The sequence below is a fragment of the Bacteroides sp. 11BF genome, assembly GCF_019633765.1.
Taxonomy (GTDB): Bacteria; Bacteroidota; Bacteroidia; order Bacteroidales; family Bacteroidaceae; genus Bacteroides; species Bacteroides hominis.
In genome coordinates this window covers 106885-129247 of sequence record NZ_JAFKPJ010000006.1, presented here as the reverse complement: position 1 = coordinate 129247, position 22363 = coordinate 106885, and the positions used below count along the sequence as shown (strand labels likewise).

23 protein-coding genes and 1 tRNA gene are annotated in these 22363 nt (G+C 40.6%); 14 read left to right on the top strand and 10 right to left on the bottom strand.

Annotated elements, in window-relative coordinates; translation table 11 throughout:
* Nucleotides 1-97: 97 nt before the first annotated feature.
* Together JZY04_RS08205 and JZY04_RS08200 are read right to left on the bottom strand one after the other, a co-directional pair.
* On the bottom strand, nucleotides 98-748 hold the full coding sequence (locus tag JZY04_RS08205; RefSeq protein WP_122142227.1) for a DUF1349 domain-containing protein: 651 nt from the start codon (nucleotides 746-748) through the stop codon (nucleotides 98-100).
* A 23-nt stretch (nucleotides 749-771) separates the two neighbouring features.
* Nucleotides 772-1359, bottom strand: coding sequence for a sugar O-acetyltransferase (locus tag JZY04_RS08200; RefSeq protein WP_122142228.1), 588 nt, complete (start codon nucleotides 1357-1359; stop codon nucleotides 772-774).
* A gap of 8 nt (nucleotides 1360-1367) precedes the next feature.
* Here JZY04_RS08200 and JZY04_RS08195 point away from each other — a divergent pair, with 8 nt between their 5' ends.
* Complete coding sequence (locus JZY04_RS08195) at nucleotides 1368-2204, top strand: response regulator transcription factor (RefSeq protein WP_122142229.1); 837 nt, start codon at nucleotides 1368-1370, stop codon at nucleotides 2202-2204.
* A gap of 24 nt (nucleotides 2205-2228) precedes the next feature.
* Here the strand turns inward: JZY04_RS08195 and JZY04_RS08190 are convergent, their stop codons facing one another.
* Both JZY04_RS08190 and JZY04_RS08185 read right to left on the bottom strand, forming a co-directional pair.
* On the bottom strand, nucleotides 2229-3083 hold the full coding sequence (locus JZY04_RS08190; RefSeq protein ID WP_122142230.1) for a methylated-DNA--[protein]-cysteine S-methyltransferase: 855 nt from the start codon (nucleotides 3081-3083) through the stop codon (nucleotides 2229-2231).
* Nucleotides 3084-3089: 6 nt separating this feature from the next.
* Complete coding sequence (locus JZY04_RS08185) at nucleotides 3090-3611, bottom strand: methylated-DNA--[protein]-cysteine S-methyltransferase (protein ID WP_122142231.1); 522 nt, start codon at nucleotides 3609-3611, stop codon at nucleotides 3090-3092.
* A gap of 847 nt (nucleotides 3612-4458) precedes the next feature.
* On the opposite strand from JZY04_RS08185, the gene tnpA reads away from it, so the two are divergent.
* From tnpA to JZY04_RS08150, 7 genes are all read left to right on the top strand, one after another.
* Nucleotides 4459-5394 carry a transposon Tn4555 protein TnpA gene (tnpA, locus tag JZY04_RS08180; protein WP_004292844.1) on the top strand — a complete coding sequence of 312 codons (936 nt, stop codon included), beginning with the start codon at nucleotides 4459-4461 and terminating at the stop codon, nucleotides 5392-5394.
* A gap of 141 nt (nucleotides 5395-5535) precedes the next feature.
* Nucleotides 5536-6654, top strand: coding sequence for a site-specific integrase (locus JZY04_RS08175; protein WP_004338318.1), 1119 nt, complete (start codon nucleotides 5536-5538; stop codon nucleotides 6652-6654).
* Nucleotides 6655-6901: 247 nt separating this feature from the next.
* Nucleotides 6902-7759, top strand: a complete 858-nt coding sequence (tnpC, locus tag JZY04_RS08170; RefSeq protein WP_004339687.1) for a transposon Tn4555 protein TnpC — start codon at nucleotides 6902-6904, stop codon at nucleotides 7757-7759.
* 199 nt (nucleotides 7760-7958) lie between these two features.
* Entirely contained in the window at nucleotides 7959-8333 is a 375-nt protein-coding gene (locus JZY04_RS08165; RefSeq protein WP_004338328.1) for an excisionase family DNA-binding protein, read from the top strand.
* Between the two features lie 5 nt (nucleotides 8334-8338).
* Nucleotides 8339-9436 carry an AAA family ATPase gene (locus tag JZY04_RS08160; protein WP_004348225.1) on the top strand — a complete coding sequence of 366 codons (1098 nt, stop codon included), beginning with the start codon at nucleotides 8339-8341 and terminating at the stop codon, nucleotides 9434-9436.
* Between the two features lie 3 nt (nucleotides 9437-9439).
* Entirely contained in the window at nucleotides 9440-10555 is a 1116-nt protein-coding gene (locus JZY04_RS08155) for a DUF6371 domain-containing protein (protein WP_004292742.1), read from the top strand.
* Nucleotides 10556-10837: 282 nt separating this feature from the next.
* Nucleotides 10838-12241: a mobilization protein gene (locus JZY04_RS08150; RefSeq protein ID WP_119979522.1), complete on the top strand. Its 1404-nt coding sequence runs from the start codon at nucleotides 10838-10840 to the stop codon at nucleotides 12239-12241.
* 92 nt (nucleotides 12242-12333) lie between these two features.
* Here JZY04_RS08150 and JZY04_RS08145 read toward each other — a convergent pair whose 3' ends face one another.
* Nucleotides 12334-13299, bottom strand: a complete 966-nt coding sequence (locus JZY04_RS08145) for an extended-spectrum class A beta-lactamase CfxA3 (protein ID WP_004348227.1) — start codon at nucleotides 13297-13299, stop codon at nucleotides 12334-12336.
* 1722 nt (nucleotides 13300-15021) lie between these two features.
* Here JZY04_RS08145 and JZY04_RS08140 point away from each other — a divergent pair.
* Nucleotides 15022-15213 carry a hypothetical protein gene (locus tag JZY04_RS08140; RefSeq protein ID WP_118292197.1) on the top strand — a complete coding sequence of 64 codons (192 nt, stop codon included), beginning with the start codon at nucleotides 15022-15024 and terminating at the stop codon, nucleotides 15211-15213.
* Complete coding sequence (locus JZY04_RS08135; protein ID WP_250707045.1) at nucleotides 15185-16156, top strand: hypothetical protein; 972 nt, start codon at nucleotides 15185-15187, stop codon at nucleotides 16154-16156. The genes JZY04_RS08140 and JZY04_RS08135 overlap by 29 nt, the downstream gene beginning before the upstream one ends.
* A gap of 114 nt (nucleotides 16157-16270) precedes the next feature.
* Here JZY04_RS08135 and JZY04_RS08130 read toward each other — a convergent pair whose 3' ends face one another.
* Nucleotides 16271-16753 carry a hypothetical protein gene (locus JZY04_RS08130; protein ID WP_057098937.1) on the bottom strand — a complete coding sequence of 161 codons (483 nt, stop codon included), beginning with the start codon at nucleotides 16751-16753 and terminating at the stop codon, nucleotides 16271-16273.
* A 105-nt stretch (nucleotides 16754-16858) separates the two neighbouring features.
* Between JZY04_RS08130 and JZY04_RS08125 the strand changes: the two genes are divergently transcribed.
* Nucleotides 16859-17077, top strand: a complete 219-nt coding sequence (locus JZY04_RS08125; RefSeq protein WP_005791420.1) for a helix-turn-helix domain-containing protein — start codon at nucleotides 16859-16861, stop codon at nucleotides 17075-17077.
* Nucleotides 17078-17082: 5 nt separating this feature from the next.
* Here the strand turns inward: JZY04_RS08125 and JZY04_RS08120 are convergent, their stop codons facing one another.
* A complete protein-coding gene (locus JZY04_RS08120; RefSeq protein ID WP_016268865.1) occupies nucleotides 17083-17301 on the bottom strand; it encodes a hypothetical protein in 219 nt (72 codons plus the stop codon).
* 131 nt (nucleotides 17302-17432) lie between these two features.
* Here JZY04_RS08120 and JZY04_RS08115 point away from each other — a divergent pair, with 131 nt between their 5' ends.
* On the top strand, nucleotides 17433-18059 hold the full coding sequence (locus tag JZY04_RS08115) for a recombinase family protein (RefSeq protein ID WP_172500222.1): 627 nt from the start codon (nucleotides 17433-17435) through the stop codon (nucleotides 18057-18059).
* A gap of 363 nt (nucleotides 18060-18422) precedes the next feature.
* Complete coding sequence (locus JZY04_RS08110; protein ID WP_220575441.1) at nucleotides 18423-19982, top strand: recombinase family protein; 1560 nt, start codon at nucleotides 18423-18425, stop codon at nucleotides 19980-19982.
* Here the strand turns inward: JZY04_RS08110 and JZY04_RS08105 are convergent.
* Nucleotides 19948-20031, bottom strand: a tRNA-Leu gene (locus JZY04_RS08105). The genes JZY04_RS08110 and JZY04_RS08105 overlap by 35 nt on opposite strands.
* A 156-nt stretch (nucleotides 20032-20187) precedes the next feature.
* Here JZY04_RS08105 and JZY04_RS08100 point away from each other — a divergent pair.
* Nucleotides 20188-21270: a mannose-1-phosphate guanylyltransferase gene (locus tag JZY04_RS08100; protein WP_122142232.1), complete on the top strand. Its 1083-nt coding sequence runs from the start codon at nucleotides 20188-20190 to the stop codon at nucleotides 21268-21270.
* Between the two features lie 71 nt (nucleotides 21271-21341).
* Here JZY04_RS08100 and JZY04_RS08095 read toward each other — a convergent pair whose 3' ends face one another.
* On the bottom strand, nucleotides 21342-21746 hold the full coding sequence (locus tag JZY04_RS08095; RefSeq protein ID WP_032530810.1) for an HIT family protein: 405 nt from the start codon (nucleotides 21744-21746) through the stop codon (nucleotides 21342-21344).
* Between the two features lie 51 nt (nucleotides 21747-21797).
* Nucleotides 21798-22262: a transcription elongation factor GreA gene (gene greA / locus JZY04_RS08090; RefSeq protein WP_005782039.1), complete on the bottom strand. Its 465-nt coding sequence runs from the start codon at nucleotides 22260-22262 to the stop codon at nucleotides 21798-21800.
* Nucleotides 22263-22363 lie beyond the last annotated feature (101 nt).

Genomic DNA, 22363 nt, shown 5'->3' with positions numbered 1-22363 from the left:
ACCGATTACAGTAAGCCTTTACACTTGAGATTGCCGTCTTTACATTAAATACATCTCTAAAAAATCAGATTATATTATATTATATTATATTCCAATCCTATTCGGCATTCTTCTTCAACCATTCTACTCTGCGTTGGTCAGGCAGGTGTCTTACCTTGAAGTGCTCAAATCTCACTTCAAATCCATTTCCATCAGGACAAGCAGCCATCAGTCCCACCTTCACGGGTATATTATCCTGTAACCAGGCATTACGCATTAGTGTGTAAGTTTTGTCATCAAATGAATAGAAAATTTCTACCGCATCCAGTCGTCTGACAGCTTTTATCCAGATATAAGGCACGGTTTTATCCAAAGTTATCACGCTCCAGTCACTCGTTTTATGAGTAACGACTGTACTCAAATTAAACTTCCCGTCTACAAACTCAATACCTGCTTTAATATAGTTTTCATGGTCAATACGAAGCATCAGTCCGGCTTGGTCGAAGCGTACTTTATAGTCACCTGTCACTTTTACTTTCGCTTCAAACTCACCACCATAGGTAGCATAATAGAATGGTGCATCATCTACCGTAAAACCATAGTGAGAAATCCGCCAATAATCACTTTGCGGAGTGACAGACATCGATAGTACATTATCTTTTATCTCCCATTGGTCCGGTTCATTGAACCATTGCATTTTTCCCAGCGTCTGTGCAAATGTCACTTGCACCATCAAACCCATAAATAGGGCCAAACATACTTTTTTCATTTTACTTTTTAATTATGTTTATCTTATAATGTATATTTTACTTTATCTTTTTCCGTGATTTGCCTAATCACACGGCAAGGATTACCTGCTGCAATCACATTGCCCGGGATATCTCTATTCACCACACTCCCCGCACCTATCACTGTATTGTCACCGATTGTCACACCCGGCAGCACACAAACTTGTGCTCCTATCCAGACATTATTACCCACATGAATGGGACGGGCATACTCTAATCCCCGGTTTCTTTGTTCTGCATCCAGAGGATGCCCCGCAGTATAGAATCCACAAGAAGGAGCTATAAAAACATTATCACCGAACGTTACTTTCGCTTCGTCCAGAATGACACAGTTCATATTGGCATAAAAATTCTCTCCTATCTCAATATTATAGCCATAATCGCAATAAAAGGGTTGTTCCAACAGAAAATGCTCTTTCGTCTTGTGAAGCAATCGACGAATAATGGCTTCCCGTTCAGTTATTTGCGAAGGACGTAAACGATTCAGTTCATAACATAATTCTTTGCAGACCTGCCGTTCGGCTATCAGCTCTGTATCATAATTAGCATCATACAGCCTGCCTGTTCCCATTTTTTCTTTTTCACTTTCCATCAACAACTATGTTTTATGATTATCTTTGCAAAGGTAAGAGCTTGTATCTAAGCCTGCAATGCTTATTAATAACCATTTCCCTTCCCGATATGGACATTGTTGACAAACTGAACAAAGAGTTTCTGGCACAGCCTTTCTGCAAAGATGAACAACTGCCTGAAGAACTAAAAGAGTATAAACAAATAGCATACAACTATGCACGGATAGAAAATGCAATTGCTGTGCTTAGCGATATGCATACCAACATCAGCTACATTTATTATGGGGGAACAGCCGAAACGTTGGGTATAGCCAAACGTGGAGAAAGCCGGAATTTTGAATCAATATGGGAAAAGGAAATCTTTAAACAGATTCATCCCGATGATCTGTCAGAAAAGTATGAACAGGAACTCCGCTTCTATCACTTCCTGAAACAGATTCCTGCGAAAAAGCGTGCAGATTATTTTCTTATGAGCAAACTTCGCATGCGTAATACTTCCGGAAAATATGTTCCTGTCCTGCACAGGATGTTTTATGTATCTACCCACTCAAGCAATAGCATGTGGCTGGCCCTGTGCCTTTACAATTTATCGACTGATCCTACCATGAATTGCATGGTCATCAACTCGGCAAACGGACAGGCCATAGAACTGGAAAAACAGGACTACAGCAGCCTTTTATCCGACAGGGAGAAGGTGATATTGAAGCTGATCGATACGGGGAAAACAAGTCAGGAGATTGCCCGGACCCTATTCATAAGTAAAAATACCGTCAGCCGACACCGGCAAAATATACTGGAGAAACTCCAGGTAAAGAATTCCATTGAAGCTTGCAGAATAGCGAAAGAGCTAAAACTACTTTCCTGACCGGGCTTTCAGAGGGGTGACAGATCACTGGTCCGGGAGATCCTTATGGGCAGCTTCCCAACCAATAATAGCATTCTTGCGCATCTCTCCCCAATGGTAATTTCCCGGTTCGCCGGTAGCCTTTATCACACGATGGCAAGGTATCAGAAAAGCAACCGGATTCTTCCCCACAGCAGTTCCGACAGCCCTACAAGCACCATTGTATCCGGATTTGGTCGCCAAATCGGCATAAGTCGCCAGCCCTCCTGCCGGAATCTTCAATAAAGTTTCCCATACTTTTAACTGGAATTCCGTTCCTTTCAAATGCAGTTTGATTTCTTCCAGCCTGTTCCAATCCCGATCAAAGACAGACAATGCATGTTGCTGCTTCGTGTCCGGTGATAGCACATATTTAGCGTTAGGAAATATACTTCGCAAATGATCAAAAGCTCTCCTCTCTCCTTCATCGACAAAGGCCATATGACAAACACCTTTATCGGTAGATGCTGCTATTATTTTACCAAACGGTGTATCGGCAAACGAATAATTAATATTCAATGCCAGTCCGCCGTTTTTATATTCACCGGGAGTCATTCCCTCTATGTTTATAAACAAGTCATGAAGTCGCCCTGTTCCCGAAAGTCCAAGCTCGCAGGCTGTATCAAAAAGTGTCGCATGGGTTTCTTTCAATATCTTTTTTGCATACTCAATATTCAGATATTGCAAGAAACGCTTCGGAGTTGTTCCCGCCCACTCGCTAAACATCCTTTGGAAATGGAAGGGACTCATATTGATATGTTCTGCGATCTCCTCCAATTTAGGCTGCGTACGATAGTTATTCTTAATAAATCGAATAGCATCTGCAATCCGATTATAATTCAGTTCCTGCTGTGACTTCATCTATATTCAAAAAAACACTTTGTCAGAAAGTTCAAGTTCAAGTAATATCTTCTTTGCAGGAATTCCACCACCATACCCTACTAATTTACGGTCACTGCCAATCACGCGATGACAAGGAACAAGTATTGAAATGGGATTCGCCCCATTGGCGGCAGCCACAGCGCGAATAGCTTTGGGATTGCCTAATTTCCGCGATAAATCGCCATAAGATAATGTCATCCCATACGGGATATTCAACAACTCTTTCCAAACAGTCTTCTGAAAATCGGTACCGACAAAGAACAACGGAATATCAAAAGCCGTTCTTTTCCTGCCAAAATATTCATCCAGCTGAATTATTGTTCGTACAATTACTTCGGATGAACTCTTTTCATAATCGGCATGTAACAGTTTCTGCATTCTCCGGTCAATTAATACCCGCCTTCCTTCCCTGTTCCAATCGCACATGCAAAGTTTTCCTTGGTAAGAGCCTAATATCAGCTCCCCGCATGGTAATTGGTAGTATTGTATCTGAATAACGTTTTTCATATTTCTCTCTTCTCTATTGGAAAATTAATAACTTTTTGTTTCCTTGATTTAATTTATCTGTCATTATCCGAAGCACAAGGAGCACAGACACATTCACTCTGTTCGAGTACGTAGCAAATGTACGAAGTTTCCAAATGAAAAATAACCCGAAACTTGCTAAAATCAGTTTCCGAATGAGTTATTTATATCATAAAACCAATTAGAGCGGAATTAATTGCATGAACGCTTCAACCGAACCATTAAAAAAACCTATTTAATAATTCTTCACCGGCTCTTCATGGAATGTACAGAGGCAACAAATACTAAAAAGGCTGTTTAAAAACTAATTGTTTAATAGAATATAGCTCTTTCTAAAAAGATAAAGCAATAAAAGAAATGCAAGAACGACATATTGACCGTAAACACTATTTTAATGAGCAAGCGTAAACCTGTAGAAACTATTACATTCCATATATAAAAAGCAAGATAGGATATCTCCCCGATAAAGTGTTGTATTTATAACCATAGAACAACCAAAACTAATCAGAAATATCCGAGTGTAAATCTTTAATTACCAGCATATTCTAAAATTTAACACTTTTCGGTTGCCATTTGTCGCTTCCCAAATTTCCACATATTTTTGAGACGTATTTCTGACGTGGAGAATTTGCGGGGCTTGTTTTTTGTCACACCGTGCAGACAGTTGACAAGGGTTTACAACCGTTTACGACAAGCGACAATAACCGCCCCGATATGCGGAAACAGTCACACTGTGTAGAAAAGCGACAATGGTTGACTTCCGTTCACATCCGTTTACCATTTCAGAGATATAGGATTGAAGAAATGAACCATTAAACGATAAAACGGTATGAAAGCAACCAGAAAATGCAGTTTTTGCGGCAAGTCCTTTGTAACCCGAAGCGGTATGCAAAGATATTGCAGTGAGGCTTGTCAGGCAGAAGCCAAACGAGCCAGAGTGATGCAGAAGAACAACCTCTTCAAAGTCGCCCAACCCTTGATGGAGATACAGCATCAGGAGTATCTCACCTTTTCCAAAGCAGCCATCCTCATGGGCTGTTCCCGACAGTACATTTACAAACTTGTAGCCATCGGCAAGCTGAAAGCCTCACGCATCAGCAACCGCATGGCATTCATCCGCAGAGCCGACATCGAGCAGATGTTGGAGGGCAATCCCTATCACCGCATCCTGCCCGGCAACACCTCCACACCAAGGAAATCATCTTCATCTTCCTTACCTGCCAAAAGAGAAAAAAGGGAAAAGGAAAGCGAAGAAGTGTTGGACTTCTATTCGGGCGAGGAGGTGATGTCCCTTTTTAAGGTAAAGCAGTCATGGCTTTACACTTCCGCCAAGCGTAACCATATCCCCATCTGCCGTATCGCAGGAAAGAACTATTACAGCAAGAAGCATATTGACGAGTTTTTCGGTGTGGCAGTTGATATTAGCGAAATTACCGACTGGCTACTGACCGAGGAGGTGGAGGAACTGTTCGGCATGAAGCCGACCGCACTCCGTGCCTACACCTATCGCCATAAGATACCCACTAAAAGAGAGTACGGGCGTACCTATTACTCCAAATCACATTTGAACGAACTCCGCAGAACTGACCTTGTGAACGATGAACGCTACTATACCGTTGAGCAGGTGCAGCAAATCTATGGTCTTTCGTCAGCCAACATCTGCCATATCGTCAAGGTGAAGCACATCGAAAAGATAAAGGTGGGTGTGAAAAACCTGCTTTTGCGCTCAGATGTGGAGCGTGTCATGGCTGAAAGGAACAAATAACCGTGAAAAATCGGGATTATCGAAAATTATTTCAAAATGATGTATCGTGGAGGTATTCACGGATATTTCACGTTGTTCCTTTGCCATCGGAAACATGGATACAACTCCAAAATGTATACAACCAATTAAAACATAATTATTATGAGTAAATGCAAAACAGTTACCTTGCGTAAGCGCAAGATTAAGAACGGGACACAGTATTCACTATGCCTTGACTACTATCCCGGCTACCGTGACAATGTCACCATGAGAGTGATTACACGTGAAGCCTTAGGAATTTACATCTTCGCCAAACCTGCAAACCAGCAGGAACGGGACTTCAACGCACGCATGATGAAGAAAGCGGTCATCCTGCGCAACCAGCGCTACGAAGCCATTTTCAATGAAAACAACGGCTTTTTTGACAAGACCAAGATGAAGGGCGATTTCCTTGCCTATTTCAAAGGACTGGCTGACCGCAAGAATATCAAGTGGCAGCACGTATACAAGCATTTCCAGCGGTTCGTGAACGGCAAATGCACCTTTGAGGAGGTGGATGTGGATTTGTGCCGCAAGTTCATGGAATACCTGCTTGATGCACCCCAATCCATCCACACCAACCAAAAGCTGCACATCAACTCCGCAGCAGGCTATTGGTCAACTTTCCGTGCCGTGCTGCACACCGCTTACCGTGACAGGAAGATAAAGGAGAACCCAAACGGCTTCTTAGACCGCATCGAGTGCATTCCCACCATCAGGGAGCATTTGAGCCAAGAGGAACTGATACGGCTTGCCGAAACACCCTGTGAGGAGGAGGTCTTGAAAAAAGCTTTTCTTTTCGCCTGTCTTACGGGACTGAGAAAGAGCGACATCAGACAGCTCACGTGGCAGCAGATACAACCATACACCAACGGCAGGATGTTCGTTACCACCCGTATGCAGAAAACCAAAGAAATAGTGCATAACCCCATCAGTGATGAAGCCTATGGACTGCTGGGAGAACGGGGCGAGGGACTTATCTTTGAGGATTTCAAGGACAAGATGCTGCAAGGACCACTCCAACGGTGGCTCACGGCAGCAGGGATAACCAAGAAAATCACCTTTCACTGTACCCGCCACAGCTTCGGAAGCCTGCACGTGGAAATGGGAACGGACATGGCTGTCATCCAAGCCTATCTCGGACATAAGAACATTACCACCACACAAATCTATTCCAAGATAGCAGCGCAGCAGATGTGTCAGGTGGTGGACAAGATAACCTTGAAGCGCAAGGAGGCATAAATGTCTCACATTGACAGGTATTCAGAGGGGCGGTTATGGCTACAAGGCTATAATCGCCCCTCTATGTTTTTGGCTTGATGCCACCATTTATAAGCCCCTCAGAGTATGAAACAGAGTATGATATGATGACATTTCGTGAAATACATTGAAAAAGACCGTTCTAACCGCAAATAACGGGCAGTAATTGGGAAAAATAGCATTAACTTTGCACAAAATAATACAGGAACATTCAATCTCTCAACGAAATATGGAATCATCAATCAAGGACAAATACATCATCTTGGGCTTTGTCGGCTTCGCCATCGTCCTAATATCTTCCATTGCCACGCTGGTAATAGCGGACAGCTTCAACCAAGACAACTTTGTCAGGTGGATAGTATTCGTATGCTGTAACCTGTTGGGATGGTTGCTCTATCTCTCCTTTCAGACACTTATCTTTGATACATACGAAATCTACAAAATCAAGTTCGGCAAGAAAGAAACGATTGCCGAAGCCATAGAGGTGCAGGAAGAACTGTCACAAAATACACTTGAAGAAGCCACATCTGTGCCTGGACCTACATCAGTCCCTGAGCCTGTACCCGAATCATCCCCGACAAAAGAAGAGACACTTATCCAAACACAACCGATAGAGCTTACTATCGCCCCGGATCTTCACGAAAAGAACCGTGCCAATTACGCAAGCAGAGAGCAACGGGAAAAGGAAGAGCGCATCCGCATGGTCATGGAGTATTGCCATTATTACCTGCCTCGCATTGCCGACCAAGAAACCGTGAACCACATCTGTACTGAGGTGGACAAATGGATGAATCTTAACACTTATACCCCGAAGCCCATACAAAGACCGTTTACCAAAGACATCAACAACATTCCACTCCGTCACTTCGTATGGAATATCTCTGAGCGTTTCCTGTACAAGAGATACTACAATGGGGATAACCGTGCCAAGTTCATCAAAGCCCTTTTCCCGAAATCGTTTGCTGATACAGACTTATCAACCATCAAGAATTTCAAGGTAGAGCCGTTAAAGACGGAAATTCCCATTGATGAACCCGAAAACGGCAAACTTGATTTCCACTATCCCGAGGATTATGTGCGGAATTAGGATAATCACGACACCAACGACAACCATCCGGTAACTCATAACCGCCTGTTTTACATCGTTTCCCGAGTAATTTTACCCGTCATTTATGGCTGGGCTTAATTATTCGGGAATTATTTTGCAATGACGTGTCGTGGAGATATTCACGGATATATCATTTCAGTCCTTTGCGCCAAGTCTTACAAAAGAGACGAGTACGCGAATGGAAAAATCAATTCTTACCTTCAACGACCTCCCCGAGGTTGTCGCTCAGCTTCGAGACGAAGTGATGAGCCTGAAAAGCCTGCTCGCCGAGCAGCGCAGTGTGAACAATGCCAAAACGGTGGACACCCACGTGCCCATGTCTGTGGACGAGGCAGCAGAGTATTTAGGTATCCCTAAGGGTACGCTCTACATGAAACTGTCAGAAGGGACAATCCCTGCCACCAAGCCCGGCAAACGCTATTGCCTTTACCGTGACGAACTGGACAAGTGGCTGGAAACCGCCCGAAAGAATCCCATACCGTTGTCAGACGAGGAACTGAACAAGTCCTTATCCTCTTCCCACCGTCGCAAGCCCAACCCACGTAACTGGTGAATGATATGGAAGAGGATAAGAACTATATCAACCTGATACGTGGCGACCTCACAAAAGCATCCCAAGCGCATAACGGTATGCCCGACAGTGTAGGCATGATGAATATCAAGACGGCAAACCAAACCATTCTTGAAGCATCGTTATTGCCTACGCCCCGTGCGCTGTGGGACAGCTTTTGGTACGAGGGGGAACTCTCCTGCTTGTTTGCCGATTCCAACGTGGGCAAGTCCATCCTTGCCGTGCAGATAGCCGACCGCATCGCCCGAACCGACAATGTGCTGTATCTGGACTTTGAACTGTCCGAAAAGCAGTTCCAGCTCCGCTATACCAACGAGCATGGAGAGCTCTACACCTTTCCCGACAAACTCTATCGGGTGTCTATTGACTGCAACCAGCTTTTGGATGCCAACTTTGAGGAAGCTATCATAGGCGGCATTGAACAGATGGCTGTGCAGACCGACTGCAAGATTTTCATCATTGACAATCTTACCTACCTGTGTTGCGCCATGGAGAAAGGCGATGCCGCAGGACGGCTGATGATTCAGCTGAACAATCTCAAAAAGAGATATGCGCTCTCTATCCTTGTCCTGGCACATACGCCCAAACGCTCTTTGGATTGTCCCATCACATCCAACGACCTTGCCGGAAGCAAACGGCTCTACAATTTCTTTGACAGCGTGTTCACCATTGGAAAAAGTGCCCAAGACGGAGGGCTTCGCTATGTGAAGCAGCTTAAAGTGCGCTATGGCACGTTCTCTCATGATGCGGATAATGTAATCGTTTACGAGATTGACAAGGTGGATGCTTTCTTGCAGTTCGTGTTCAGGGGCTATTCCACGGAAAAGGAACACTTGAAAAAATTGGGCGACAATGAATCAAGCCAAAGGGATTGCCAAATTCTGCAACTCTCCCAATCGGGCAAGTCCGTCAGGGAGATAGCCTCACAGGTGAATTGTGGCAAGTCCACCGTAAACCGTATCATCCAGCGCAGCAAAGAGAGTAAAAACGCAGGTGTCCCAAGTGTCCCACTGTCCCAACCCTTAGAGTGTGGGACAATGGGACAGGATGGGACAGCCGACAATCAACCATCAAAAACGGACTAAGCTATGGGCAATTATTCATTACAGAAGTATAAAGGAACGGCAACACGGCATACCTGCCCCAAATGCGGAGACAGGCATTCTTTCGTCTATTACGTGGACGAAAATAATGTGCCGTTGCATCCATCGGTCGGCAGATGTAACCACGAAAGCGGTTGTGGGTATCACTACACTCCGAAAGAGTATTTTCAAGAGCATCCTGAACACAGAACTACCAATGATTTCTCTTTTGACAGGCAAAGAGCAGAGCAGAAGAAAGTGAAGCAGCAAAGTAAGCCGACAGCCATCGGCTATATTCCCCCTCACTATGTGGAGAAGTCGCAAAGCGAGCGTAGCAATTTCTTCCGTTTCCTCTTCACACTCCTTACTTCCTACTATGGCGACAAGGCGAAAGAGGTGTTGAAGCGGTTGTTGGAGGAATACCGTTTGGGGGCTACCCGTGACGGCTCTGTTATCTTTTGGCAGATAGACAGGACGGGCAAGGTACGCACGGGAAAGGTGATGCAGTACAATCCCGAAGACGGACACCGTATCAAGGGAGGACAGACATCGGCAGTGAACTGGATACACAGCATATTGAAAAAGCAGCGTGTGTTGGCAGAGGATTGGCAACTATCCCAATGCCTTTTCGGGGAACACTTGTTGAAAACGCATCCCGACAAGGTGGTGGTCTTGGTGGAATCCGAGAAGAGTGCCGTTATCGGTTCTGCTATCTTCCCCGATTATGTATGGCTGGCTACGGGTGGTAAGAGTCAGATGAGAGAAGAGAAACTCCGTGTACTGTCAGGGCGAACCGTGCTTCTCTTTCCCGATGCCGATGCTTATGCCGAGTGGAAACAGCGAGCCGAGAGCATGTACTTTTGTAAGGTGGTGGTTTCGGACATCATCGAAAGGAATGCCACCCCGAAACAAAAAGAAGCCCATATCGACATAGCCGATTGGATTATCTTTCAGATACGGGAGGGCAAGGTGATGAGTACAGCCAACCACTTGGTCGAGGCTGAGAGAATCCTCCAGCGGATGATAGAGAAGAATCCCGTCCTGCAAAAACTGATAGACGATTTAGACCTTGTGCTGGTCGGTGCATCTCCAATCGGCAACGATGATGAAAAACCTCCCTGACGGAGGAGAGCGGAAGCCGTAGGCTGGAGTTTGCAGACAATGGCTTGCCATTGATATAGCCCACTATAACTACACGCTCCGCTTACGTAGTTGTGGGCTCTCCCGAGGGGATTAGGGTTTTACCCTAATGACCCACTCAGGGCGTTTCTCCCCTGAGAACCCAGAGCAAAGAGTGACCCTCTCTTTGCAATCTCCGCTTATGGGTTGCACCCCTAAGAACCCCATGCGTTTACGGACAGCGGAAAAGCAAACAATAAAGTACAAACCAAAAAACAAGTATCTATGGCAACAAAATCAAGCATACATATCAAGCCCTGCAACATCGCATCGAGCGAGGCTCACAACAGGAGGACTGCCGAATACATGCGCCACATCGGAGAGTCCAGAATCTATGTCGTTCCTGAACTATCCACCGATAACGAACAGTGGATAAATCCCGACTTCGGCAGTCCGGATTTGCGGATGCATTATGACAATATCAGACAGATGGTAAAGGAAAAGACCGGACGTGCCATGCAGGAAAAGGAGCGTGAACGCAAAGGCAAGAACGGTAAAATAGTCAAGATTGCGGGATGCTCCCCCATACGTGAAGGAGTGCTGCTTGTCAGGTCGGACACCACACTGGCAGACGTGCGTAAATTCGGTGAGGAGTGTCAAAGACGCTGGGGAATCACACCGCTGCAAATCTTCCTGCACAAGGATGAAGGGCATTGGCTGAACGGTCAGCCGGAAGCGGAAGACAGGGAAAGCTTCAAAGTCGGGGACAGATGGTTCAAGCCGAACTATCATGCCCATATCGTTTTCGACTGGATGAACCACGAAACAGGAAAGAGCCGAAAGCTCAATGACGATGACATGATGCAGATGCAGACCCTTGCATCCGACATCCTGCTGATGGAACGCGGGCAGTCAAAGGCTGTCACTGGTAAGGAGCATCTGGAACGGAACGACTTTATCATTGAGAAGCAGAAAGCTGAACTGCAACGCATGGATGCAGCCAAACGGCACAAAGAAGAACAGATAAATCTTGCCGAGCAGGAACTGAAACAGGTGAAATCAGAAATACGCACTGACAAGTTAAAGAAGACAGCCACCACGGCAGCGACAGCCATAACTAGTGGAGTTGCTTCTCTTTTCGGGAGTGGAAAACTGAAAGAACTGGAACGTGCCAACGAAAAACTGCAAGACGAGGTTTCAAAACGGAACACCAATATTGAAAAATTGCAGAGCCAAGTACAGCAGATGCAGAAACAGCATGATACGCAAATCCACAATCTCAGAGAAATGCACAGGCAGGAACTTGACATGAAAGAAAAAGAACTGTCACGGCTCGCCAGAATCATAGACAAGGCTTTCAGGTGGTTTCCGATGTTCAGGGAAATGCTGCGCATGGAAAAGTTTTGTGCCATGCTGGGATTCTCTAAAGAAATGACTGAAAGTCTTATAGTCAAAAATGAAGCCCTGAAATGTAGCGGTAAAATCTATTCCGAGCAACACAGGCGGAACTTTGATATAAAGGATGATATTTTAAGGGTGGAAAATGACCCTGACGATGAAAGCAGGCTGAACCTGACAATAAACAGGAAGCCGATTGCCGACTGGTTCAGGGAGCAATGGCACAGGCTTAGATATGGAGCAAGAGTGCCGCAACAGGAAGAAAGAAAAAGTAGAGGATTCAAATTATAATAGAAGCAATTTGATTAGTAATCTAAAAGCACTCCGATAACGATTAGAGTGCTTTTAGATTGTTTATCATTAATTATCAAAGCAAGTGCAGTTTAAGATTTTACTGAAGTTTGCATTAATAAAGAATATACTACAGCTGATATATGCGCAACATATTGTGACGCTTGTGATTCATTTCCCTTGAAATCCTTAACAAATACCGCTAAGGTATAACTGATATTATTAGGCAGACATATATAGGCAACATCATTGTGAGCTGCAAGAACACCATTTTCATTAACATCACCTGAACCTGTCTTATGCGCTATAACAACCCCTTCTTTATCAAGAAGTGGAGCTGCTATCCTATCTACACCTGTTTTGCATTCTTTTAACGTATTCTTAATGAAACTTTGTTTCTCATCATCGATAAGACCTTCAGTAAACAAACGATTCATCAACATTGCAGCACCAAGAGGAGATGTATAGTTAGAGTAAGCCTTGTTATGGTCAGCCGACATTTCCTCTTCCGTATAAGCTATCTGAAAACTTGAACGAGGAATGAGTGTGGCTATAAAACTATCTGTTTGAGCGACATTAACCATATCCTTAAACATAAGGTTGCTTGCATTGTTGTCACTCTGAGTAAGAGTATAACGCAGCAAATCTCTCACTGTCAATGATATGACTGGCCCTGAATAATCTTTCAGCATAGGACTCCAAGTCTTTGGGTCAAGTTTATCCCTATTTATATTTACTAAGGTATCAAGTGAAATTCCTTTATTGTCAAAGTCATTACAAAGAGCTAATGCCTGATGAACCTTAAACACACTCATCATAGGATAAACACTCTTATTATTGACCTTAACCGTATCTCTGTTATTAACAATAACCGCCACACCAATTTCGCCAGGACAAGCTGAGACAATTTGAGAAATGCTATCAGTCAAAACATTTGTTAAAGGAGGATTTGCGCTATCTTTTGTCGCTGATTTATGGAACAATGAAAATACCAAGATGAAAATGCAAACTAAAGCTATACTCAAAACTACGATTTGTTTTTTTCTGTTTTTTTCCATGTTTATATTATTTATATTTGTTTGACGAGAATATCTTTATTTGCCGACAAAGGTACATAACTTTACGGAAAAATATGTTTCTAAAATATATAAAAATATATAAATAGACAGCTGTGGGGAAAATGTGGGGAAAAATTAGATAATTAAAAAGGCTAAATGACTGGAAATAATCACTTAGCCTTTTAATCCGTACCCAGACCCGTACTTCGTAATTGCTGCGCCCATCATTCAAGACTGTCAAATCGGGTCTTTCCTGTCAAGCCAATGATGCCTATGCGTATGCCAAACACATGGATTACGGATTTCTCGTTCCGTGAACAAACACTTTATCCGCAACTCTGCTATGTGGTGTATTGGCTTAACTCCATTTCTATGGGCAACACTTTTGTTGCAGATTTCAAGCAGCTTTTATCGAAATACCCATCAGTAAGAACTCGTTTATTAGGCTTTCCTCATAATTGGGAACAAGAGCCTTTGTGGAGATAAAATAATTGCCCTGTTTCTTAAAAAGCACTGGGGCAAACCAGCTCCGTCTTTAATTGTTTCCAATAAATGGATTGTTTCAAGCCCCTATAGAAAGAGAACAAAAATTCCTGTGTGAAAATTAATCTACGACAAGGAGCAAGCAAGGAGCAATATCAAACAAAAATCAATACCTTTGCAGTACATATGAGATAGACCAAAACAAAAGTGGAATATCGGAAACGAATAGCAAGGAAAAGAGAAGAAACGACCCAAGTTGATGTCCTTTTTGAGTTAATAATCAATAAAAGCGTTAAATCTTCACCTTTTAGAATGTGCAATTAAAAATAACAACCATATTTCTGACTTATTATCTATAAAATATTGAGTAATAATCGGTTGTAAATACGACAACTGGAAGTAGGATGTGGCGAAGGACATCAACAGATTGCAAAAGGAAAAATTATCTCACATCTGCCTTTTATACATCTCCTTCCTCGTTTCTTGTACAGATGGCTACTAAAACTATGCGGTGAAAAAGATGATACGATAAAAGAACTACTAAATATCAAACAGGTAAAATATAGCGTTGAAATATTCAGAAATGTCGCAAAACAAGCCGGATACCAGATTATGAATGAACAACTATATCTTTTCAATCCTCACTATGAAGTCAAATTTGGCTTTCCGCCAAGAAAACTAAGCAAAGGAATCTCTATGATTCCATATGTAAGAGATTTCTTCAGCACAAGTTGTTTTATATGATCATAGAAAATGATTAAATGTTTCAGTAGAAAAATAGAAAACCCTTGTAAACTTTGTATTTACAAGGGTTTATCTTCGCTTTTCGTACCCCTGACCGTTCTGTTCTCGAACCAATTCTTACATGATTTAGATTTGATTTGGGAACTACGAGAGTTCATACCGTTATAAAAGCCAAGCTTCAATATTGGATTTACATTACTTCAATTTTCCTTTTTACACCGACAAAGGTAGGATATTTAATGAAAACAAGCAAGTACAGTAAATAATATATTAAATTCAAAGTGAGTTCGTTTTTACTTCTTATCTAGTTAATAAATAGAAGATAACACCGTAACTCGGCTCTCAAAATACTCCTTTTTAGTAGGTATGATTGATTAGAACAAACGGTTCTGTGAATGAAATTTTCTGGTCCAGATATTTTTTCGATGAAATCAGCCTACTATTCTTTATTTTCTAACTAAATTAACTAATTATATATAAACAATAATTTGAAATATGGATAACAACTACAAAAGACAGTATCGCCAATTGGATGATACAACCAAACAAAAGATTAGTCAAAGTCTAAGAGGCAGAACAAAATCAGCTACCCACACCCAAGCTATTTCTAACGGACTGAAAAAGTACTGGGCAACAGTGCCCAACCAACCTAATAATAATGAAAATAAGAATGAAAAACATGAATAAAATATACGGTTTAAATATAGATGCGTTGAGACTCTGTTACGAAATTACAGACCCACATAATATTGATATTGTTAGAACATCAGATATAGGAGAAGAAGTCGACTTCATGTACTTTTACTTAAGACGGATAGAAGGTAAACATTTCAAGTTTGTTTATGAAATCCGCTACAGTGATGCAGGCATTGATAAATTGTTCGGAGAATTGAGATTGGGTATTAATGATGATAAAGAAGAAAATAATCGACACCCCAATGGATTTAGTAAAGCATGGATTAGTATTGATAATCATGTACTATATAGTGACGAAATATATTATCTAGAGTTTATTGAGAATAATTTGGGATTGGAACTACACAACATTACTACTCTTGACTTGTGTCTAGACCTTTCTAACGACATTGCTCGAATGATACGAAAATTAATCCGTAACAAGAAAATAACGACCATCCTTAATGGAAAAAAAATCATAGACCGCAGCCAAGACCGCCCAGAAATTACATATATCAGTAGCGGAAACATGGATAAAGACAAGTATCTGACAGTCTGTGTTAAACAAAAAAAGGCTATGAAAGACAAGAGTAGAGGTAGTACTTTAACTGCATATAACAAGAAAGCAGAAATAGCCAATAGTTCTTCAAAAAAGTATATAGAGGAGTTTTATGGCAATCCAGATAAATTGTATCGTTTGGAAGTACATTTGAACAATGATGAAGTGAAAGAATACTTGAACCGCACAAGACAAAAACTATCATTCTACTCCCTAGTAGACGTTAAATTCTTGCTGAGGCTATTTGACCAAACTATTAACAGTCTCATCAGATTTGAACATGAAGGCAAAAAGTTAGAGTGGGATGACTTGCTTTTGGGGGTTATAACAACCACCCCTGGAAATAACTTTGTTCCAAAGTTAATTCATTCAAAAAGAGTGAGAAAAGTGAGTTAAAAGCGTAGCCGAAAATGTTAGTGTATTAAAATTAAAAGTGTATCAATTTAACCTTATAAAAGACTGATTGATACACTTCTTTTTGTGTCAGTTTAATCTAAAAGATTATTGTGATTAATTTTTGTGATAAAGAACTCTACCTTTTATCGTATATTCACTACCATTTTTTGTGAACTTAAAATCATCATAACGAAGCGTTATAGTTTCAGAGGTCACATTATCCACAACGACTTTTCCACCTACTGTAGTATAAGTATAGCTAGAGCCTAAATCTGTATTTTTCACAAATTCTTTAACTTTAGCATTAAGTTCCATTCCGTTAGTTAGCTTATCTACACTAGCAGCATCATTACTTGCAATCGTAAAATAACTTATATCCATAAGACTTTCTGGATTACTAAAGCCAGCCTCAAAACTAATAGACTGACTATAAGAGTTGTACGACACAGATGCAGACTCATCATTAAGGTACTCTTTACCATTGATAATAATGGTATTTTCAACTTTTCCATTGTCATTGTCATCATCACTGGAACAAGACATAAACACACTAGTAGTTAAAAGAACTACAAACAAAATAAATACATTCTTTTTCATCTTATAAGAGTTTATTAATTAAGAATTTGTTAGTTATCATATATGATAACCAGTCTGCAAAGATAAGCCCTTTTCTTTGTTATCACAAATGATAACTACAGAAAAATGAATGAGCAGCAACTTTTTATTAAAATAGGAGACAAAATAAAGGAAATAAGGCTTGAAAAAGGAATAAGTCAACAAGACTTGGCAGCTAAATGCAACTTTGAAAAAGCTAATATGTCGCGAATTGAAGCTGGACGCACCAATCTGACGATAAAAAACGCATATAAAATTAGTCTTGCTTTAGGAGTTAGGCTAAAAGACCTATTAGATGTAGAATAATTACTTTACTTTTTAGGCATCGTTATCAAAAAACCTTTTCTTATAGTGCATAGAGAGTTCTGATACGGCTTTTCTTCTTTCAATCCATAATTTCTTAATGTCCCCAATGCGATACCCAAGTCTTTAGGACTGAATTTCGTATAAATTGCAGAGAGTGAGCCAAAATAGTAATGTTGTCCGTTGTATTCAACGTGAACAACTGTTCTTTCTTGTTTATTATCCATATTGTGTATATTTTACTCCACAAAGGAATGATAAATATTTAATATTTACCATATTTCTAGCCTTATTTAACGCTATAAATGATTTATATTAAATATACATCACTATCTTTGCATCATAAACAAGTAACACCATGAAAAAAGTAGTAATCTTTGCACGAGTATCAAGTACCAACGGAACACAAGACTATGAACGTCAAATAAATGATTTGCAGACATTAGCCTCAGCAAACAATTGGACGGTTGAGGCTGTATTTGCAGAAAAAGTATCTGGAGCAAAAAAGAACACAGAACGCACAGAGTTAATGAATATGATAAACTATATCAACTCACATAATATAAATAAAGTATTAGTAACCGAACTATCCAGACTTGGACGTGATACCCTACAAGTACTACAAGCCATAGAAATATTAAATCAAAATAAGGTTTCAGTATTTATCCAAAATTATAACATTGAAACTCTGACATCAGAGGGTGAAATTAACCCTATGAGTCAGTTCCTTATTACAATACTCGCAGAGGTAGCACGTATGGAACGCAAAACAATTCGTGAACGTGTGGCAAGTGGTTACCAGAACTTTCGCAGTAATGGTGGCAAAGTAGGACGAAAAGCAGGATATAGTAAAAGCGATGAAACTATGAAAGAAGAATACGCAGAAGAATTAAGACTACTGAAAAGAGGATATTCACTCCGAAATACCTCAAAACTGACGGGAACAAGTATTAACACCTTGCGAAAATTAACCAAATTAACATAATTTATGCATCAAAAGTGGTAATTGTATCTATAGGTCGTATATTTGCAATGTTGGTACATCAATTCACTTAAAAAAAATATCTTTTACTTCAAATAATGATATATGGGGCAAGAAGCACATTCATGCCTAGGCACTTCCTTGTCTTGTGGATTGATTGAATGTGTAAGAATAAGTTGCCGATGTGCAACACAATAATGTGATATAATTCAATGATTACATTAGAAAAATGCAAAGAAATACTCAATAAGGGAAAAAGAAAGTACGATAATGAAGAAATAAAATTGATAAGAAAGTACTTATGTCTTATGGCAGAGTTACAAATAGAAAATGAAAAGAATGTTGAACTAATAAATTGATAAAATAATGAATGTCATACTATATTGCAGAGTCAGTTCGGACGAACAGTCAGAAAACACAAGTCTAGATTTCCAAGAGAAAGTACTAAGAGCATATTGTAGCAGTAAACAATATGAAGTAATTATGTGCAAGCATGAAGACTTCTCCGCAAAACACCATGATTTACGTCGTCCAGAAATGAAAAGTATTTTCAATTACTGCCGAAAACATAAAAATGAAATAGATTTAATACTCTTCCTCCGTTGGGATAGATTCTCGAGAAGTGCAGAATTTGCATTTGCATATAAAAGAAAATTCATGGACGAAATGGGAATAAGATTGATTTCTGTTGAAAACCCGATTGACTTTGAAAGTCCAGACTGGGCAACTTTATTGGGTGTTTACTGTGGTAGCGCACAATCCGAAAATAATAAAATAAGCAAGCGCACTAAAGACGGAATACGAGAAACATTAATTAAAGGTAGATGCGCTAACAAAGCCCCTAGAGGCTATAAAAATGTGAGAACAGACAAACATTCTACCCATATAGAAATAGATGATAAAAAGGCAGCTATTATACAGAATATCTTTAATGAAGTTGCAAAAGGTATAGAAGCCCCATGTTATATACGTAGAAAATTCCAAAGGCAAGGATTTAATATACCAGAAACCTCTTTTTTCGAAATGCTACGCAACAAATTTTATATCGGTAAAATTCGTGTGCCAGCATACAAAGGAGAACCCGAATATTATGTAAACGGTGAACATGAAGCAATTATAGATGAAGAAACATTCTATAAAGTTCAAGAAATATTAGACGGCAAAAGAAAGAAAACACCTAAACTATCCAAAGCCATAAATCCTGACTTATTTTTGCGGAAATTTTTAATCTGCCCCGTATGTGGTTGTGCCTTAACTGGTGCTACAAGTTCGGGCAATGGCGGCAAATACACCTATTACTTTTGTTGTAACAATCAAAAACATATAAGAATGAGAGCAGAGAACGTAAACGAAGAGTTCGCTCGATACACAGCCCAATTGAAGCCCAATAAAACGGTATTGGACTTGTATAACGAAATTCTAAAGGATTTGCAAAGTGAACACAAAGGAGAAAGTAAAAAAGAAGTAGCAGCACTACAAAATGAACTTTCTACTATCCAAAAACGCATTAACAACATTGAAGATAAATATCTGGACGGGGATTTAACCAAAGAACAATATAACAGAATGTTGGAGAGATACACAAAAGAAGCCTCATCCATGCAACAACAGATTGAAATGCGTGAGAACCCTAACCGTGGTAATATCGAACCAAAACTAAACTACTCTATCAATCTGATAAACAATATAGATAGCTATATAAGAAATGCGTCTGTAGGGGTGAAAATTAAGCTGATAAGTTCGATGTTTCCCGAAAAAATCGAATTTGACGGAAAAACATATCGAACCAATTCTTACAATAAAGTTCTTGATTTAATCTATCAGCAAACCAACGAGTTACGAGGAGTAGAAAAGAAAAACGGAGAGAGTATTTCTACTTTCTCCGCTTCAGTACCCAGACCCGGGGTCGAACCGGGATGGAAGTGAATCCACTGGTGTTTGAGACCAGCGCGTCTACCGATTCCGCCATCTGGGCATTGGTTTCAAATGCGGTGCAAAGATACGGCTTTTTTTTGAACCTGCAAGAGTTTTATAAAAAAAAGGAGAAAAAAAGAATAAAACATCTCATAAACGCTTCGGTTTTCAGAGAATAAACTGTATTTTAGCAGAAACATTTAAAACAGTCAATATCATGACAAGTAAAGATAATTATTGCGTAATTATGGGCGGAGGTATCGGCAGTCGTTTCTGGCCGTTTAGCCGCAAGACAATGCCTAAACAGTTTCTGGATTTCTTTGGTACAGGTCGTTCGTTGCTGCAGCAAACCTTCGATCGATTCAATAAAATTATTCCTACGGAGAACATACTTATTGTAACAAATGCGATATATGCAGATTTGGTAAAAGAACAACTTCCGGAATTAGACTCCAAACAGATTCTGTTAGAGCCGGCAAGGAGAAATACAGCTCCTTGCATTGCATGGGCCTCTTACCATATACGCTCTTTAAATCCGGACGCTAATATCGTAGTTGCTCCTTCTGATCATCTGATTCTGAAAGAAGGAGAATTCTTAGCCGCCATAGAGAAAGGTCTGGACTTTGTTTCAAAATCCGACAAGCTCCTCACCTTAGGGATAAAACCTAATCGCCCGGAAACAGGATACGGATATATTCAGATAGCAGAACAGGAAGGAGATAATTTCTACAAAGTAAAAACATTCACGGAAAAGCCCGAGTTGGAGCTTGCTAAAGTTTTTGTCGAGAGTGGAGAATTTTATTGGAATTCCGGACTTTTCATGTGGAACGTCAATACAATCATCAAAGCAGGAGAAGCTCTTCTTCCAGAACTGGCATCAAAACTGGCTCCGGGAAAAGATGTATATGGCACACCGGAAGAGAAAGCCTTCATCGAAGAAAACTTCCCGGCATGCCCAAATGTTTCAATAGACTTTGGCATCATGGAAAAAGCCGACAATGTATATGTTTCTTTAGGAGATTTCGGATGGTCGGACCTTGGAACATGGGGATCATTGTACGACTTATCGCCTAAAGATGAACAAGGAAATGTAACTCTGAAATGCGATTCTATGATCTATAACAGTAACAACAATATCGTTGTATTGCCAAAAGGCAAGCTTGCTGTAATAGAAGGATTAGAGGGATTCCTGGTTGCCGAATCAGACAATGTATTGCTGATATGCAAAAAAGACGAAGAACATGCCATACGCAAGTATGTAAACGATGCACAAATGAAATTAGGAGAAGACTATATTTGATTTCTGCGTAAAACTAAAAAAGGGACTGAACTTAGCGTTCAGTCCCTTTACTATATTATGAAGGAAGAATTTTATTGGGCTGCTTCGTAAGCAGAATTAATAGTCTTAGCAATAGCGACGAACTCTTCATCTGCCAGCTTCAGTTTCGGATTAGAAAAAAGCATATCCGATTCATTCTGAATAGGAATCAAATGAATATGAGCATGTGGAACCTCAAGTCCGATCACTGCTTCACCCACTTTTTTACAAGGAAAGGCTTTCTCAATAGCACGGGCTATTTTTTTGGCAAAGACGTGCATTGCAGCCAGATCCTCATCACTCAAATCAAAGATATAATCAACTTCCTGTTTAGGCACAACCAAAGTATGTCCCTTCACCAACGGATTGATATCAAGGAAAGCAAAAAACTTTTCGTTTTCGGCTACCTTATAGCATGGAATTTCACCTGCTATGATTCTACTGAATATTGTTGCCATAATCCCATATATATAAAATAGGGCAAGCCCCAGCATGGACCTGCCCTCTTGTTAAAACGAAATGTTTACTACTTCAAGACTGATTTTACCTTGTGGAACCTGGATCTCAGCAACATCACCTACCTTCTTGCCGAGTAATCCCTGAGCAATCGGCGTGCTAACAGAAATCTTTCCTTCTTTCAGATTAGCCTCGCTTTCTGAAACGATGGTATAAGTCATCTTCATACCATTCTTGGTATTCTTCAGTTCTACTTTATTCAGAATCTGCACTGAATCTGTTTTCAGTTTCGATTCATCGATAATCTTAGCATCCGCTATTACAGCTTTGAGTTTGTTGATTCTCATCTCAAGCATACCCTGAGCTTCTTTTGCAGCATCGTATTCGGCATTCTCCGATAAGTCTCCTTTATCGCGTGCCTCAGCTATTGCCGCAGAGATTTTGGGGCGTTCCACTGTTTCCAGTTCTTTAAGTTCCGCCATCAATTTCTTGTAACCTTCTTCTGACATATAAGCCATGATGTTTTCCTCCTTTTATTTTTTAACGGTCATATAAAACAAAAAAGAATTCCAACATGAGTCATGCTGGAACCCTCTTTTCAATTATTTCTTCGCAAAGA